14 protein-coding genes are annotated in these 14,476 nt (G+C 63.6%); 9 read left to right on the top strand and 5 right to left on the bottom strand.

From position 1 onward, the window contains the following. From AC2FNA_RS23895 to AC2FNA_RS23885, 3 genes are all read right to left on the bottom strand, one after another. Nucleotides 1-214, bottom strand: a 214-nt coding sequence (locus AC2FNA_RS23895; RefSeq protein ID WP_496830900.1) for an aromatic-ring-hydroxylating dioxygenase subunit beta, incomplete at its 3' end; no start/stop codon positions are given. Between the two features lie 17 nt (nt 215-231). Continuing rightward, nucleotides 232-1,557 (bottom strand): aromatic ring-hydroxylating dioxygenase subunit alpha, encoded by a 1,326-nt coding sequence (locus tag AC2FNA_RS23890; RefSeq protein WP_496830898.1) that lies wholly within the window; start codon nt 1,555-1,557, stop codon nt 232-234. Between the two features lie 11 nt (nt 1,558-1,568). Continuing rightward, entirely contained in the window at nt 1,569-2,495 is a 927-nt protein-coding gene (locus tag AC2FNA_RS23885) for a PDR/VanB family oxidoreductase (RefSeq protein ID WP_496830896.1), read from the bottom strand. A gap of 67 nt (nt 2,496-2,562) precedes the next feature. Here AC2FNA_RS23885 and AC2FNA_RS23880 point away from each other — a divergent pair, with 67 nt between their 5' ends. The 4 genes from AC2FNA_RS23880 to AC2FNA_RS23865 all read left to right on the top strand — a co-directional run bounded on the left by AC2FNA_RS23880 (nt 2,563) and on the right by AC2FNA_RS23865 (nt 6,012). Further along, nucleotides 2,563-3,021, top strand: coding sequence for a MarR family winged helix-turn-helix transcriptional regulator (locus tag AC2FNA_RS23880; protein WP_496830894.1), 459 nt, complete (start codon nt 2,563-2,565; stop codon nt 3,019-3,021). 113 nt (nt 3,022-3,134) lie between these two features. After that, entirely contained in the window at nt 3,135-4,151 is a 1,017-nt protein-coding gene (locus AC2FNA_RS23875; protein ID WP_496830892.1) for a TRAP transporter substrate-binding protein, read from the top strand. Nucleotides 4,152-4,207: 56 nt separating this feature from the next. Further along, nucleotides 4,208-4,702, top strand: a complete 495-nt coding sequence (locus tag AC2FNA_RS23870; RefSeq protein WP_496830891.1) for a TRAP transporter small permease — start codon at nt 4,208-4,210, stop codon at nt 4,700-4,702. Further along, complete coding sequence (locus tag AC2FNA_RS23865) at nt 4,699-6,012, top strand: TRAP transporter large permease (RefSeq protein ID WP_496830889.1); 1,314 nt, start codon at nt 4,699-4,701, stop codon at nt 6,010-6,012. The genes AC2FNA_RS23870 and AC2FNA_RS23865 overlap by 4 nt, the downstream gene beginning before the upstream one ends. Nucleotides 6,013-6,014: 2 nt before the next feature. Here AC2FNA_RS23865 and AC2FNA_RS23860 read toward each other — a convergent pair whose 3' ends face one another. Beyond that, nucleotides 6,015-6,446 (bottom strand): acyl-CoA thioesterase, encoded by a 432-nt coding sequence (locus tag AC2FNA_RS23860; protein WP_496830887.1) that lies wholly within the window; start codon nt 6,444-6,446, stop codon nt 6,015-6,017. Nucleotides 6,447-6,623: 177 nt separating this feature from the next. Between AC2FNA_RS23860 and AC2FNA_RS23855 the strand changes: the two genes are divergently transcribed. The 5 genes from AC2FNA_RS23855 (at nt 6,624) to AC2FNA_RS23835 (ending at nt 12,786) form a co-directional block, all read left to right on the top strand. After that, nucleotides 6,624-7,103, top strand: a complete 480-nt coding sequence (locus AC2FNA_RS23855) for a MarR family winged helix-turn-helix transcriptional regulator (RefSeq protein ID WP_496830885.1) — start codon at nt 6,624-6,626, stop codon at nt 7,101-7,103. 7 nt (nt 7,104-7,110) lie between these two features. Beyond that, nucleotides 7,111-9,258: a thiamine pyrophosphate-dependent enzyme gene (locus AC2FNA_RS23850; protein WP_496830883.1), complete on the top strand. Its 2,148-nt coding sequence runs from the start codon at nt 7,111-7,113 to the stop codon at nt 9,256-9,258. After that, nucleotides 9,255-10,808 (top strand): indolepyruvate oxidoreductase subunit beta family protein, encoded by a 1,554-nt coding sequence (locus tag AC2FNA_RS23845; protein ID WP_496830881.1) that lies wholly within the window; start codon nt 9,255-9,257, stop codon nt 10,806-10,808. The genes AC2FNA_RS23850 and AC2FNA_RS23845 overlap by 4 nt, the downstream gene beginning before the upstream one ends. A 100-nt stretch (nt 10,809-10,908) precedes the next feature. Then, nucleotides 10,909-11,682 carry an aspartate/glutamate racemase family protein gene (locus AC2FNA_RS23840; RefSeq protein ID WP_496830879.1) on the top strand — a complete coding sequence of 258 codons (774 nt, stop codon included), beginning with the start codon at nt 10,909-10,911 and terminating at the stop codon, nt 11,680-11,682. A gap of 207 nt (nt 11,683-11,889) precedes the next feature. Continuing rightward, nucleotides 11,890-12,786 (top strand): sulfotransferase domain-containing protein, encoded by an 897-nt coding sequence (locus AC2FNA_RS23835; protein ID WP_496830877.1) that lies wholly within the window; start codon nt 11,890-11,892, stop codon nt 12,784-12,786. Nucleotides 12,787-13,014: 228 nt separating this feature from the next. Here the strand turns inward: AC2FNA_RS23835 and AC2FNA_RS23830 are convergent, their stop codons facing one another. Then, nucleotides 13,015-14,352, bottom strand: coding sequence for a TRAP transporter large permease (locus AC2FNA_RS23830; RefSeq protein WP_496830875.1), 1,338 nt, complete (start codon nt 14,350-14,352; stop codon nt 13,015-13,017). Nucleotides 14,353-14,476 lie beyond the last annotated feature (124 nt).

Genomic DNA, 14,476 nt, shown 5'->3' with positions numbered 1-14,476 from the left:
GCTCGCCATTCAGCCGCTCGACCCTGAGGCGCAGCATGAAATTGTCCTCGTAAAGGAACGAGGTCGCATTGACCGGATCGGCCTGCTTGTAGTCGAGCGGCATCCAGTAGACCGCATCGGGCAGCCAGAGGTCGAGCCATTCGGTATAACGACCCTCGTCCAGCATCCGGGTTTCGGCATAGATGAAGTCGATCACGTCGTCGCGGGTGATCATTGCTGCATTCCCCTCGCTCATTCGGCGGCGACGCCGGCGGCGTCCTCCATCGACATGGTCATGAATTTGGCCCAGGCGTGGAACTGGTTGCGCATCTGCCGTTCGGTGGTGCCGTTTTCGACCGCTTCGCTCTCGAAATCCTCTGGCCCCGTATGCAGGCGCCGGATATCGACCCATTGCATGCCCTCGGCATGCAGCCCCTCTTGCGCGCGCTCGTACATCTCCAGATCGTCATGGCCCACGATCGAGGTGGGGGCGTTGATCATCCGGTTATACATGGCCGACATGGCGGTCAGCTGCTCGGGCGCGCCGACCAGCCGGTAGACATAGCTTTCCACCAGCGTCCGGTCCGCCCCCAGCGGGATGAAGTTGCGCAGCTGCGTCAGCGGCGCCTTGATCATGATATTGGGGAAATAGACCGTGTTGTGCCGGTTCTCGTCCAGGATCGCCTTGGCGCGTTCCTCGCCGTAACTCTCGACCATCGCCTCGAAATAGCCGGGGATCGCGTCATAGTTCGAATGGATCGACATGTTGACGCCGGTATGGCCGTGGCCATTGGGCCAGGTGCGGATGCCCATATCCTCGAAGAACTCATAAGGGCTCATGAACGGCGCGATGATCTGCATCGCGGGGGGGCGCGGTTCGTGGTTGCCCATCTGTTCATAGATCTTCACCGCCGTCCCGGCCGAGCTTTCATGCGCCACCATCGGGTGGCAGGTGTCGGTCTGGTTCTCGACCAGCATCTTCCAGTTGCACTTGTGCATGTAGCGCAGCGGCGGGCCGGAAATTTCCACGCGGCCTTCAGGCGCGCGGTCGACCATGTTGTCGATGGAACTGAGAGAACCGCCAAAGAAGTCGTCGAACCCGATGCCTTCCTCGGCCAGCCGGGCAAAGACAAAGCCGCGATAGTTGTGCACCGCGCCCACCGCCTGCATCCCCTTGCCGTTCTGCGACTCGGACAGGCCGGTGCCCTCGTATCCCTTCTTCAGCGGGATGGCGAGCAGGCAGCCGTCGGTCTTGAAGCTCCAGGCGTGATAGGGGCAGCGAAAGAACTTGCCCGTGTTGCCGGCCCGGTCGATGGCGATCTTGGTGCCCTTGTGCGGGCAGCGGTTGTAAAGAACCTTCACCTCGCCATCGGTGTGGCGCACCATGATCACCGGCTGGTCACCGACCTGGGTGGTGATGTAATCGCCCTTGTTCGGGGTCTGGCTGTCATGGCCGACAAAGACCCAGGCATTGGTGAAAAGGTGGCGCATTTCCAGCTGATAGACCGCATCGCTGATATAGACATCGCGATGGACCTGGCCGGGCTGGATCATCGCCCTGATATCTTCCGCGTTCATGCCTTCCTCCCTTACAGATCCAGCACGAGGCGCGCGCTGAGCGCCCGGCTGACACAGATTTGCATGACCTTGCCGCTGTCGCGTTCGGCCTGGCTGAGCACCACGTCGCGGTGATCGGGGGTGCCCGCGATCACCTCGGTCTGGCAGATGCCGCAATCGCCGCGTTGACAATCATAAAGAAGGTCGAGGCCCGCGGCCTCGAGCGCCTCGATGATGGTCTGGTCGGGCGCCACGGTGATGACCTGGCCCGACGAGGCGATCTCGACCTCGAAGGCGCTGTCGCCCGCGCTGGGCGCGGCATTGGTGAAGAGTTCCACATGGATGTCGGTGATGCCGGCCGCCTCGGCGCTGGCGCGGGCGGCTTCGATCATGCCTTTCGGTCCACAGATATAGAGCGCATGGCCAGCCAGACCCGCCATCAGCGTGTTCAGGTCCAGCGGCGCGGTATCGTCGTAATGGGGATGGTAGCGGTCGCCAAAGGCAGCGGCCAGGCGGTCGACATAGGCCATGTCGCCCGCGCTGCGGCCGGCATGATGAAAGGTGAACACGCGCCCCGACGCGGCCAGCTCCGTGGCCATCGAGATCAGCGGCGTCACTCCTATGCCACCTGCCAGCAGGGCGACAGGCTTGTCACCGGGGTGCAGTTCGAAATCGTTCTTGGGCGCCGTCGCCGTGATCGTGTCGCCCTCGGAAAGGGCATGCATGGCGCGGCTGCCGCCATCGCCATCGTCCTCGCGCTGGACCGCGATCTGCCAGGCGCCGGGCTGCCGCTCGGGCCAGTCGATCAGCGAATAGGCGCGCGGCCCGGCTGCTGTCTGCACCTCGATATGGGCCCCAGCGGCATGGTCGGGCAGGGGGTCTCGCTCGGCTGCCACCAGGGTAAAGGCCGAAATCCGCTTGGTCACGGCCTGTTTCTGCGCAATTCTCAGCAAAAGCATGTTTCGGCGCCTCCCTGGTGGAAATATGAAAAATCATATAAATCGAGTCAAGACAAATTCAGGACCCATGACCGAAACGCGCGATGACACCTTTGTTTCCGGCTATTTACTGTATCTTCTGGCCGCCTCCAGCGAGGAGGCCAGCGCCCAGTTTCACGACCATATCCGCGCTCAAGGGCTGCGGGTGCCCGAATGGCGGGTGCTGGCCTGTCTGGTGGACAATGACGCGATGATGATCACCCGGCTGGCCAAGCTGTCGTTGATGGAGCAGTCGCGCATGACCCGAATCGTCGATCAGATGGATGCGCGCGGGCTGGTGACACGGGTAGCCGATGCCAAGGACAAGCGTCGGGTGCGGGTGCGGTTGACCGATGAAGGTCGGGCCTTGGCCGAAGCACTTGTTACCTCAGCGCGCGCGCACGAGGCGCGGCTGCTCTCGGCGCTGGCCGATACCGATGCCGCCCGGATCAAGGGGGTTTTGCGTACATTGCTGGATGTGCTGGACCGCCCGACCGAGGGGGCATGATCTCGAATACATGCAATTTCATATTTCTTGACAAGTGGCAAAGCGCGATGTGATGCTGGCCGGTGAACGGGTGCCCGGATGCTCTGGTGCACCGATTCACGAGGGAGGAAGACATGAAGCATTTTGCACGGCTGGCCGCAGCCGCGATCGTGGCCGCCAGCACCGGCGCTGCCGCCTGGGCCGCCGATACCACCTTGCGCATCTCGACCTGGTTGCCGCCCACTCACGGCATCAATACCGAGATTTTTGCCGGGTTGATCGGGATGATGGAAGAGGCCACCGACGGGCAGGTCAGCGGCGAGCTGGTTTTTGGCCTGGCGCCGCCGCCGGCACAGATGGACCTGATCCAGGACGGCGCCGCCGACATGGCGATCATCTTTCACGGCTACCAGCCGGGCCGCTTCATCGGCACCAAGCTGATCGAATTGCCGGGATACGAGGGCAATGCCGAGGCCGCCTCGGTCGCCTACTGGCGCGTGCATACCCAGCATCTGGGCAAGCTGGGCGAGCATCGCGGCGTCAAGCTGGTGGCGCTCAACACCCATGGGCCGGGCCAGATTCATACCAGCAAGGACGTGGCCTCGCTGGCAGACCTGAACGGGTTGAAAACCCGGATCGGCGGCGGTGTCGCCGGCGATGTCGGCGCGGCGCTGGGCCTTGTGGGCATCAACGTGCCCGCGCCCAAGGTCTATGAGACTCTGGAATCGGGTGCTGCCGACGCGGTGGCGATGAATGTGGGCGAGCGGGTGGGCTTCAAGCTCAACGAAGTGGCCAAGAACCTCTATGACATGCCTGGCGGGCTTTATCGTGGGTCCTTTGCCATCATCATGAGCCAGGAGACCTTTGACAGCCTGCCCGCAGATGTGCAGGCGGCGCTTGACGAGAAGGTGTTCGGCGAACCGGCCAGCCGCATGGCGGGCGCCGCATGGGACAAGTCCGACATGATCGCCTATGAGGCGACGCGCGGCACCGAGGGCACCAAGATCGTCGAGGCCTCGGCCGAGGATCAGGCGGCATTCGCCGCGATCGCCGCCGAGGTGACCGCCAAGGTGCTGGCCGAGCTTGATGCCGCTGGTGTCGATGCCCAGGCCGCCTATGACATGGTCAAGGCCGAAATGGCCGCCAACTGAGCGGCAGGACCGGCGCCGCGCGGGTGCGGCGCCGGGTCTGATAAAATGACATCATGATGAAACGTATTTTTTCCCTTTCGGTCTGGCTGCCGGGGCTGCTGGCCTCGGCGGCGCTGTTCGTGCTGATGGTGATGACCTTTGCCGATGTGCTGCTGCGTTCGATCTTCAACGCGCCCATCGAGGTGGCCGCCGACCTGACGCGGCTGTTGATGGCGGTCATGGTGTTTTCGGTGATGCCGGTGCTGTCGGGCCGAAACGCTCATGTCAGCGTCGATCTGCTGGATGGCCCGTTCCACCGCCTGCGCCTGTCGCGCTGGCGCGATGCGGCGGTCTGCCTGTTCTGCGGCATCATCCTGTTCTGGCCCGCCAGCCGGGTCTATGACCTGGCCGAACGGTCTCGATCCTATGGGGATGTGATGGAATATCTGCGCTTGCCGCTGCATTATGTGGGCTGGTTCATTGCCCTGCTGACCCTCGTCACGGCGGTGGTGCTGGTGGTGCGGGGTGTGCTGCTGCTGGTCGCGCCACGCCTTGCGGGAGGCGTTTCATGACCGCATCTCTGATCGGCTTTGGCGCGGTTCTGGCGCTGATCCTGCTGCGCGTGCCCATCGCCTTTGCCATGGGCTTTGTCGGCATGGTCGGCTTCATGACCGAGACCAGCTTTCGCGCCTCGATCTCGATGGTGGCGCGGTTGATCATCGACACCAGCCAGGACTATGGCCTTTCGGTGGTGCCGCTGTTCATCCTGATGGGCCTGTTCGTGAACAAGGGCGGCATCAGTCGCGAGCTTTACGCCGCCTCGAACGCCTTTCTGGGCCACCTGCGCGGCGGTCTGGCGATGGCCACCATCGTGGCCTGTGGCGGGTTCGCCGCCATTTCCGGCTCGTCGCTGGCCACGGCGGCCACCATGGCCAAGGTGGCCATGCCCGAGATGCGCCGGTTCGGCTATTCCGACTCGCTGTCCACCGCCTCGATCGCGGCGGGGGGTACGCTGGGCATCCTGATCCCGCCCTCGGTCATTCTGGTGATCTATGGGCTGTTGACCGAGACCTCGATCGGCAAGCTGTTTGTTGCCGGTATCGTGCCGGGAATGCTGGGCATCCTGCTGTATCTCTGCGCGGTGCGCTGGACGGTCTGGCGCAATCCGGCGGCGGGCCCCGCGGGCGAGCGGGTGCCGCTGCGCGGGCGGCTGGCCGCCCTGCGCGAGGTCTGGGCGGTCATGCTGCTGTTCTTCCTTGTGATCGGCGGGCTTTACGGCCTGTTCGACATCCCGCCGCTCAACATCAACTTTTCCCCGACCGAGGCGGCGGGGATGGGCGCGATGGGCGCGTTCCTGATCGCGCTGGCGCGGCGCCGGCTCAACCTCAAGGACACGCTCGAGGTGCTGCTGGAAACCTCGATCACGGCGGCCAGCCTGTTCGCGGTGCTGATTGGCGCCTGGATATTCTCCAACTTCGTCAATATCGCCGGGCTTCCAACGGCGCTGAGCGATCTCATCACCACCTACGAGTTGCGCCCCTGGCAGGTGATGGCGGTGATCCTGGCGATCTATATCGCGCTGGGTTGCGTGTTCGAATCTCTGTCGATGCTGCTGCTCACGGTGCCGATCTTCTTTCCGCTGGTGACCGGGCTGGGCTATGACCCGATCTGGTTCGGTATCGTGGTCGTGGTGGTGACCGAGATCAGCCTGATTACCCCACCCGTGGGGCTGAATGTCTTCGTGCTCAAGGGCGTGGTCGGCGACGTGACCACCGGCACCATCTTTCGCGGGGTGACCCCGTTCTGGATGGTCGATATCATCCGTCTGGCGCTGTTGCTGGCGGTGCCGGCGCTGGCGCTTTACCTGCCCGGACAGATGTAACGTCAGAAGCCGAGTTCATCGACAGTAGCGAGGCGCGCCTCCAGCGCCTCGCGCATCGCATCCGGCCATGGGATCGAGGTGTGTTTGTCCAGATCGCTGGCGGCCAGAACCTGGGTCGAGGACCAGCGGATTTCCTCACCGCAACTGATCCGGTGGCGGACGGTGACAGACGAACGACCCACCTTGACCACCCCCAGTTCGAACCGCAGCGTCTCGCCAAAGAACGAAGGTTTCGAGAAATCGCAGCTCAGGTGCACCGTCGGCGTGCCCCACCGCTCGTTCCATATGATGTGGTGCCACGGAAAGCCCATGACGGCCCAGAACTCCTCGTTCACGCTGTTGAGGATGTCGAGGTAGGAGGGGAAATAGGCGGTCCCTGAAATGTCGCAGTCGCCGAAACGCAGTTCGCGCTCTGTGATGAAGATCTTGTCCATGTCTCGGGTTCGCCCTCTCTCTGGTCCTGTTGTTCCCGCCCGTGATTGCCAGGTCGGGCGGATTTGACAAGCCCGAAGCTGGAAAACCGGTGGCTTGCGTCGCCATGGGGATCAAGTTACTTGCATTTGCATATAATTTCGGGAACTCTGAAGGGCAGCAACGACCGAAAGATCCAGATGTCCGAATCGACCGATCAAACCGAACAGCTCAGGGAATTGGCCGAAATCGGCCTCGAAGGCTATGCGCCATACCTGATGAACCGGATCATGGGGCGCTACAACGCCAACCTGCGCAAGGAGATGACCGCGCTGGGGCTGAGTACGGCCAAGATGCGGGCGCTGGCGATCCTGTCGGCCAAGGATGGGTTACCGATCGGTACACTCGGTGTTTTTGCGGTGGTCGAACAATCCACCCTGTCACGGGCGCTCGACGGGTTGCAGGCCGACGGATTGGTGCGCCGCGAGGTGGACAGCGATGACCAGAGGTCCAGCCGGGTGTACCTGACGCCTGCGGGCCGTGCGGTCTATGACCGCCTCTGGCCGCATATGCGCGCCAGCCACGACCGCATGTTCCAGGGTATTGCGCCCCAGGAGCGGCAGGCCTTTCTGGCGACGCTGAACAAGATGCTCGCCAATATCCGCGTGCACGAGATCTGAGGCGGCCATGGCGGAGCGATCCTTCAAGCGCGAAGTGCAGGATTTGCGTCTGGGCGCGGGCGAGACATTCACCGGCGAGGGCATCCTGGCCATCACCAAGGCCTTGCTGGAATCGGGCGTGGGCTATGTCGGCGGCTATCAGGGCGCGCCGATCAGCCACCTGATGGATGTGCTGGCCGATGCGCAGGACCTGCTGGGCGAACTCGGCGTGCGGTACGAGGCGAACGCGTCCGAGGCGGCGGCGGCGGCCATGCTGGCTGCCTCGGTACATTATCCGATCCGGGGGGCGGTTACCTTCAAGGGTGCGGTGGGGGTCAACGTGGCCTCGGATGCACTGGCCAATCTGGCCTCGTCCGGCGTCACCGGCGGGGCGCTGGTGATCGTGGGCGAGGATTATGGCGAGGGTTCCTCGATCATGCAGGAGCGCAGCCACGCCTTTGCGATGAAATCGCAATTCTGGCTGCTCGACCCGCGCCCAAACCTGCCGTCCATCGTGCAGGCGGTTAAAAAAGGGTTTGACCTGTCCGAGGTGTCGAACACGCCGGTGATGCTGATGGTGCGGATCCGGTCCTGCCACGTCACGGGGCAGTTCGCGTGCGCCGATAATCTGCGCCCGCCGCTCAGCGTGCGCGACGCGCTGTCAGAGCCACGCCGCGATTTCGCCCGCGTGGTGCTGCCGCCGATGTCCTATCAGCATGAGCGCGACAAGGTGGAAAACCGCTGGCCCGCCGCCGAGCGGTTCATCACCGAACAGGGGCTGAACGAGGTCTTTGGCCCCGAGACCGCGCCCGTGGGTCTGGTGGTGCAGGGCGGCATGTATAACGGCGTCATTCGCGCGCTGCAAAGGCTGGGTCTGGCCGATATCGAAGGGCGTTCGGCCATCCCGCTCTATGTGCTGAACGTCACCTATCCACTGGTGAGCGCCGAGTTTCTGGCGTTTGCCAAGGGCAAGGAGGCGCTGCTGGTCGTTGAAGAGGGGCAGCCCGAGTTCATCGAACAGGGGCTGGCCGCGATGCTGCACCGGGCAGGGTCGCCGGTGCGCCTGCATGGCAAGGGCCTCTTCCCCATGGCGGGCGAGTATACTGGCCAGATCATGCTTGACGGGATCGCGGGTTTCCTCAAGGACACCGCGCCACAGCTTTTGCCGGGGCAGGTGATCGCCCCCAATGCGCCGCCGCCCGAGATGCCCGACCTGTCGCAGACCGTGCCGATCCGGCCGCCGGGCTTCTGCACCGGCTGCCCGGAACGGCCCATCTTTGCCGCGATGAAGCTGGTCGAACAGGAGCTGGGCAAGCACCAGATCACCGGCGATATCGGCTGCCACCTCTTTGCCGCCCTGCCGCCCTTCGAGATCGGCGGCTCGACCATGGGATACGGGCTTGGCCCGGCCTCGAACGCGGCGTTCGATGGTGGCGGCGCGCGGCGGGCGGTGTCTTTCATCGGCGATGGCGGGTTCTGGCATAACGGGCTCAGCTCCTCGATCGGCAACATGGTGTTCAACCGGTCCGACAGCGTGGCCATCGTGGTCGACAATTATTATTCGGCCGCCACCGGTGGGCAGGATGTGCTGTCCTCGCGCGCCAAGAACCCGTCAAAGGCCACCGGCAACCCGATTTCCAAGGCGCTGGAAGGGGTGGGGGTGAAATGGGTGCGCCAGATCGACCGCACCTATGACGTGGGCCATATGCGCGACACCATCCGCGAGGCGCTGACCACCGATTATGACGGGCCAAAACTGATCGTAGCCTCGTCGGAATGCATGCTGAACAGGCAGCGGCGGGAAAAACCGCTGCGGGCGCAGGCGATCCGCGAAGGGCGCCGCGTCGAGGCGCCGCGCTTTGGCGTGGACGAGGATATCTGCACGGGCGATCACGCCTGTATTCGCCTCTCGGGCTGCCCCTCGCTGTCGCTCAAGGTCCTGGACGACCCGCTGCGCGACGATCCGGTGGCCAGCATCGACCAGACCTGCGTCGGTTGCGGCAATTGTGGCGAGGTGGCGGAGGCGGCGGTTCTGTGCCCCTCGTTCTATCGCGTCGACCTCGTGCACAATCCGGGGCCCTGGGAACGGCTGTTGGCAGGCTGGCGCAGCCGTATCATCACCTGGTTGCAAGACCGGCGTGCGCGTCGACAGCTCGATTTCGGAGAGGCGTCATGACCCGTATGGACAGCGTGATGACCCCGCAGGGCGCCGACAGCGCCCGCGCGATCACCAAGCTGGTGGTCATGGCCGTGGGCGGGCAGGGCGGCGGCGTGCTGACCGGCTGGATCGAGGCCGTGGCCCGCGCCGCTGGCCGCGCGGTGCAGGCGACCTCGGTCGCGGGCGTGGCCCAGCGCACCGGCGCCACCATCTATTACATCGAAATCGCGCCCGAGGGCGTGGTGGCGCCGGTGTTTTCGCTGGCCCCCGCCGCCGGAGATGTCGACATCCTGATCGCTGCCGAGATGATGGAGGCGGGCCGGGCGATCCAGCGCGGCTTTGTCACGCCCGACCGGACCGTGCTTATCGCCTCGGAACATCGGGCGTTGGCGGTGTCCGAGAAGATGGTGCCGGGCAACGGCATCGCGCAGGCCGAGGAGGTGATGGCCGCCGCAGAGATCGCCGCAGCGAGGTTCCTGTCTGCGGATATGGAGCAGCTGGCAGTCGCCAAGGGGTCGGTCATCTCGGCCAGCCTGTTTGGTGCGCTGGCAGGCTCGGGTGCGCTGCCCTTCCCGCGCGATGCGTTCGAGACCGCGATCCGCAACTCGGGCAAGGGGGTGGAGGCCAGCCTTGCCGCCTTTGCCGCCGGGTTCGAGGCGGTCTCGGCCAATCCCGCGCAGCCAGAGGCCGCTGTCGCGGCGAAAACGCCTGCGGAGCCTGCCGTTCAGGGGCCGGCGGCACAGCTGGCGGCCTGGACCGCCTTGACAGCGCGGGTCGAGGCCCTGCCTGCCCCCACCCGCGAGATGGCCCGTGCCGGGTTGCGCAAGGTCGTCGACTTTCAGGATTGCGCCTATGGCGGCGAGTATCTTGACCGGCTGACCGCACTGGCCCGACAGGACGAGCCCGCGCAAGGTTTTGAGCTGACCCGCGAGGCGGCCAAACATATCGCCAATGCGATGGCCTATGACGATGTGATCCGGGTGGCAGGTCGCAAGACGCGCGCTGCCCGGCGCAATCGCATCGATGCTGAAATGGGTCGGGCGCCCCGGCAGGGGATGCAGGTGACCGAGTTCCTGCACCCGCGCGCCGAGGAGATATCCTCGATGCTGCCGGCAGGTCTGGGGGCGCGGGTGGCGGCTTCTCCGCGCTGGATGGCGCGGCTGGACCGCTGGTTCGGCCATGGCCGCCGCATCCGCAGCGACCGGGTGAGCGGTTTCCTGCAGCTCTACCTGCTGGCCGGTCTGCGCGGCTATCGCCGCCGCACCCTGCGCCATGCGCAGGAGCAGGCGCATCTGGAGGCCTGGTTGCGCAAGGTCGGCGAAACACGCCAGCGCGACTACGATCTGGCGGTGGAACTGCTACGCTGCCGTCGGCTGATCAAGGGCTATTCCGACACCCATGCAAGGGGGCTGTCCAAGTTCGATCGCGTGATGGCAGGGGCCGATCTGGTCGCCGGGCGGGCCGATGCCGCCGACTGGGTGAGCCGCCTGCGCGAGGCGGCGTTGCAGGATGAGGAAGGCCGGGCGCTGGACGGTGCGCTTCAGACGGTCCGCTCCTTTGCGGGGTGAGGTCTTGCGAGGCTCCGCCTCGCGCTCCGGAGTATTTTGAACCAGAAAGAAGCAGGAGCATGCGCACGGCTTGCGCGCGCGAGGGTCAGGGAGGAAGGCGATGAAACTCTGGTATCAGAGCTATGTGGATTACGAGAACGGGGCGGAATACTGGGACATGCTGGGGCCGCATCTGGACGCGGTGTCGGCGCCGGGCACGCAGGTCGACATCCGGGGGATCACGCCGTTTGACAGCTATGCCCATCCACTGGTGGAGTTCCGCTGCGCACGCGAGATGATCTGTAACGCGATCCGGGCCGAGCGCGAGGGCTATGACGCCTTCATTGTCGGCCATTTCCAGGATGCTGGCCTCTATGAGGCGCGCTCGGTTGTGGATATCCCGGTGATCGGTCTCGGTGAGGCGACCATGCTGTGGTGCTGCCAGATGGGCCAGCGGCTGGGGATTGTCACCATCAACCCGCGCTTCATCCCGTGGTTCCATCACCAGATCGGCAAGTACGGACTGCGCGAGCGGGTCTCGGGCGTGCATGCGATGACCTTCGAGCCGGGGCAGATCCTGGGCGCCTACGGCGATGCGGACAAGGCCGCCGAAGTCAAGCGCCTGTTCGAGGAACAGGGCCGGCCGCTGGTGGCGGCGGGAACCGATGTGCTGATCCCTGGCGGCGGCATCCCGATGCTGCTGTTCTCGCAGTTCCATGATCACCAGATCGACGGGGCGCCAGTGGTCAACGGCATTCCGATCGCGGTGAAGATGGCCGAGATGGCCGTGAACCTGAAACGTCTGACCGGGCAGGGGGTGAGCCGGGTGGGCGATTATACCAAGGCGCCGGATCATATCATCGAAGAGTTCCTGACCCATCCCAAGGGGCTGTGAGGCTGCGAGGGGTTGGCGGAGGCAACGGTACGCCCCCTTCATATTGCGACACGTTTCGCGGTCCTTTGCGGGCATTGATCCCTCAGGGGAACCGGGCGGATATGGGTCCATAGTCGAGGTTAATCGCCTCGTATCCCTGACGCTCAAACTGCTTTGCGGTTTGATGCTGGTCGACTAACGTGGGGTTACGGACTTGGGGGAAGCCAAATGCAGACTGTCCAAACAGAACGTCTCCGCGATTATCTCGGCCCGGTCACGAATACCGACATTTGGGATGAATTTCAGCTGCGGCCCAACGACGTGATCGTTTGCACGCCCCCAAAATGCGGCACGACATGGACGTTGAATATCGTCATGATGCTGATACATGGCAGGGTCGTTCCGGATGCCGGCAACAGAGAAGAAGCGCCTTGGCTCGATTGCGGATTTCGCGACCGAAAAGCAATCGCCGAAAAGCAAACCAGCCTGACGCGTCGGCGCTGCCTCAAAAGCCATACGCCCATGGACGGCATCTCATATGGTTCAGAGCCGACCTATATCGTTGTGTATCGTCATCCGGTCGATGCCCATTTCTCGTTTCGGAGCCACGTTGAGAACATGAAAGACGCGGGTCCTCTATTAGAGATGTTCCCCGACGATATCCGGGCAGGTTTCAACAGATTTGTCGAAGGACCACTGACCGATACGGGCACGGATGATCTTACAGTGCGCTCCATCATACATCACTACCAGCAGGCCAGAGCGCGTGAGGGCAAGGGGAATGTGCATTTCTTCCATTACGCCGATCTGAGCAAAGATCTGCACGGACAGATTGCGCGGCTTGCCCGAATTTTGGAAATCGATCTGACACCGGAAACTCTGGCTGCGCTGACAGAGGCAAATACGTTTGCCAACATGCGCAAGGTAGTCGAAGCCAGCGAAAGACGCTTTCACAAAGATTCGCCCTTCGTGGATCAAGCGAAGTTCTTTGCGTCCGGCACATCCAACAAGTGGGAAGGCCGCCTAAGTGACAATGAACTCGCACGCTATTATGAACGTTGCGCTTCGCTCCTGTCGCCCGAGGACGCTGCCTGGTTGAACTGGGGGGATCAACGCGAACCCTGAGGCTGTCGTCATTTGACGCCTCGGTCATACATATACGTTTGACACAAACTTCGCTCCGCTCGGCATTGTCAGGAGAGGCGGCCAGCGAATGTCCTTTTGGTCAGCAATGAGGCCGCTCTTTTATCTCGCTGCGCATGCCGGGCTCTCAAGCGGTGCACTGGAGCCCCCCGCGATAAGTGGGCTCCAGTCGGTTGATTTACGCGCTCTGTGGTCCGTTGACTGTAACCGCTACTGCCCCAACCCCGGAAGCCAGAGCGCGATACCGGGGAATATGATCAGCAGCGCCACCAAAAGCATCGAACAGCCGATGAACGGAAGCGCCGAAACATAGATGTCGCGCATGCTGGTGCCGGGGGCCGAAACTCCCTTCATCACGAAGAGCAGCAGGCCGAAGGGCGGGGTGGTGAAGCTGATCTCAAGCGCGAGCAGCACGATCACCCCGAACCAGATCAGGTCGAACCCCAGCGTCTGCGCCAGCGGAAAGAAGATCGGCACGGTCAGCAGCATCATGCTGAGCTGGTCCATGAACATGCCCAGAACCAGCAGGATGGCGAACATGATCAAGAGCATCGTGATGGGTTCCAGATCGAATCCCGTGGCCCAGCGGATCAACCCCGAGGAGGCCCCGGAGAAGGCCAGGAGCGCCGAGAAGGTGGCCGAGCCGAAGATGATCAGCAGCGCCATGGTGGTCACCTTGAGAGCGCCGGCCACGGATTTGACGATCCCATCCCATGTCAGCGAGCGATAGAGGGCTGCCAGCACAACCACGCCGAGGCAGCCGAAGGCGGCGCTCTCAGATGGTGTGGCGATGCCGAACATGATCACCAGGATCACGCCGATCACAATGGACACCATCGGCAGGATGTCGACGAAGAGCAGGCGCATCTTCTCGGTCCAGCTGGAGCTTTCGACCTCGTAGGCGGGGGCGGCGCTGGGGTCGTATAGCGCCATGCCCAGGATCATGACCGCGTAGAAGATTGCGAGCATCAGCCCGGGCATGATGCCCGCGATCAGCAGGTCGCCGATATCCAGCTCTGCCAGCGTCGCCAGGAGCACCGCCAGCGCCGAGGGCGGGATCAGCATCGCGAGGCCCCCAGTGCCCAGGATCGGGCCAATGGCCATGTGCTTCTTGTAGCCGCGTTTCTGCATCTCGGGCACCATCAAGGAGCCCAACAGCGCGGTGGAGCCCATGGATGACCCCGAAAGCGTGGCAAAGGCGGTGCCGCCCGCCACGGTGACAAAGGACAGGCGCGCGGGCAGCTTGCCCATCAGTCGGTCGACCGCACCGAACATGCGGTTGGCGAGCCCCGTGAAAAAGAAGATCTCGCCCATCAGCAGGAACATCGGCACCGGCATCAGGTTGAAAGAGGTGACGGTGGGAATCGCGTTGTTGGCCAATTGCCCGATGCCGCGCGCCATCTGGCTGGCGATATCGCCACGCCCGCCCATGAAATAGGCCGCGCCGATCATGTTGGCGGCCAGAAAGGCCAGCGCCACAGGAACGCCGAGCGCCATGAAAAACAGGATCATGCCCAGCAGAAAGACGAGCGCCTCATACCATTCCATTGCCTGCGCCTTTTGTATTCTTGAGTGTCATTCGTGCACGCCCGCTTCGCCGGTATGCATGGTCACGGGGCCAAAGACGAAGCGGAGAAACTGCGCCGCCATCAGGCCGAACCCGATCGGCATC

Source organism: Ruegeria sp. YKSD163, from assembly GCF_059612905.1.
This window is presented reverse-complemented; position numbering and strand designations above follow the sequence as displayed.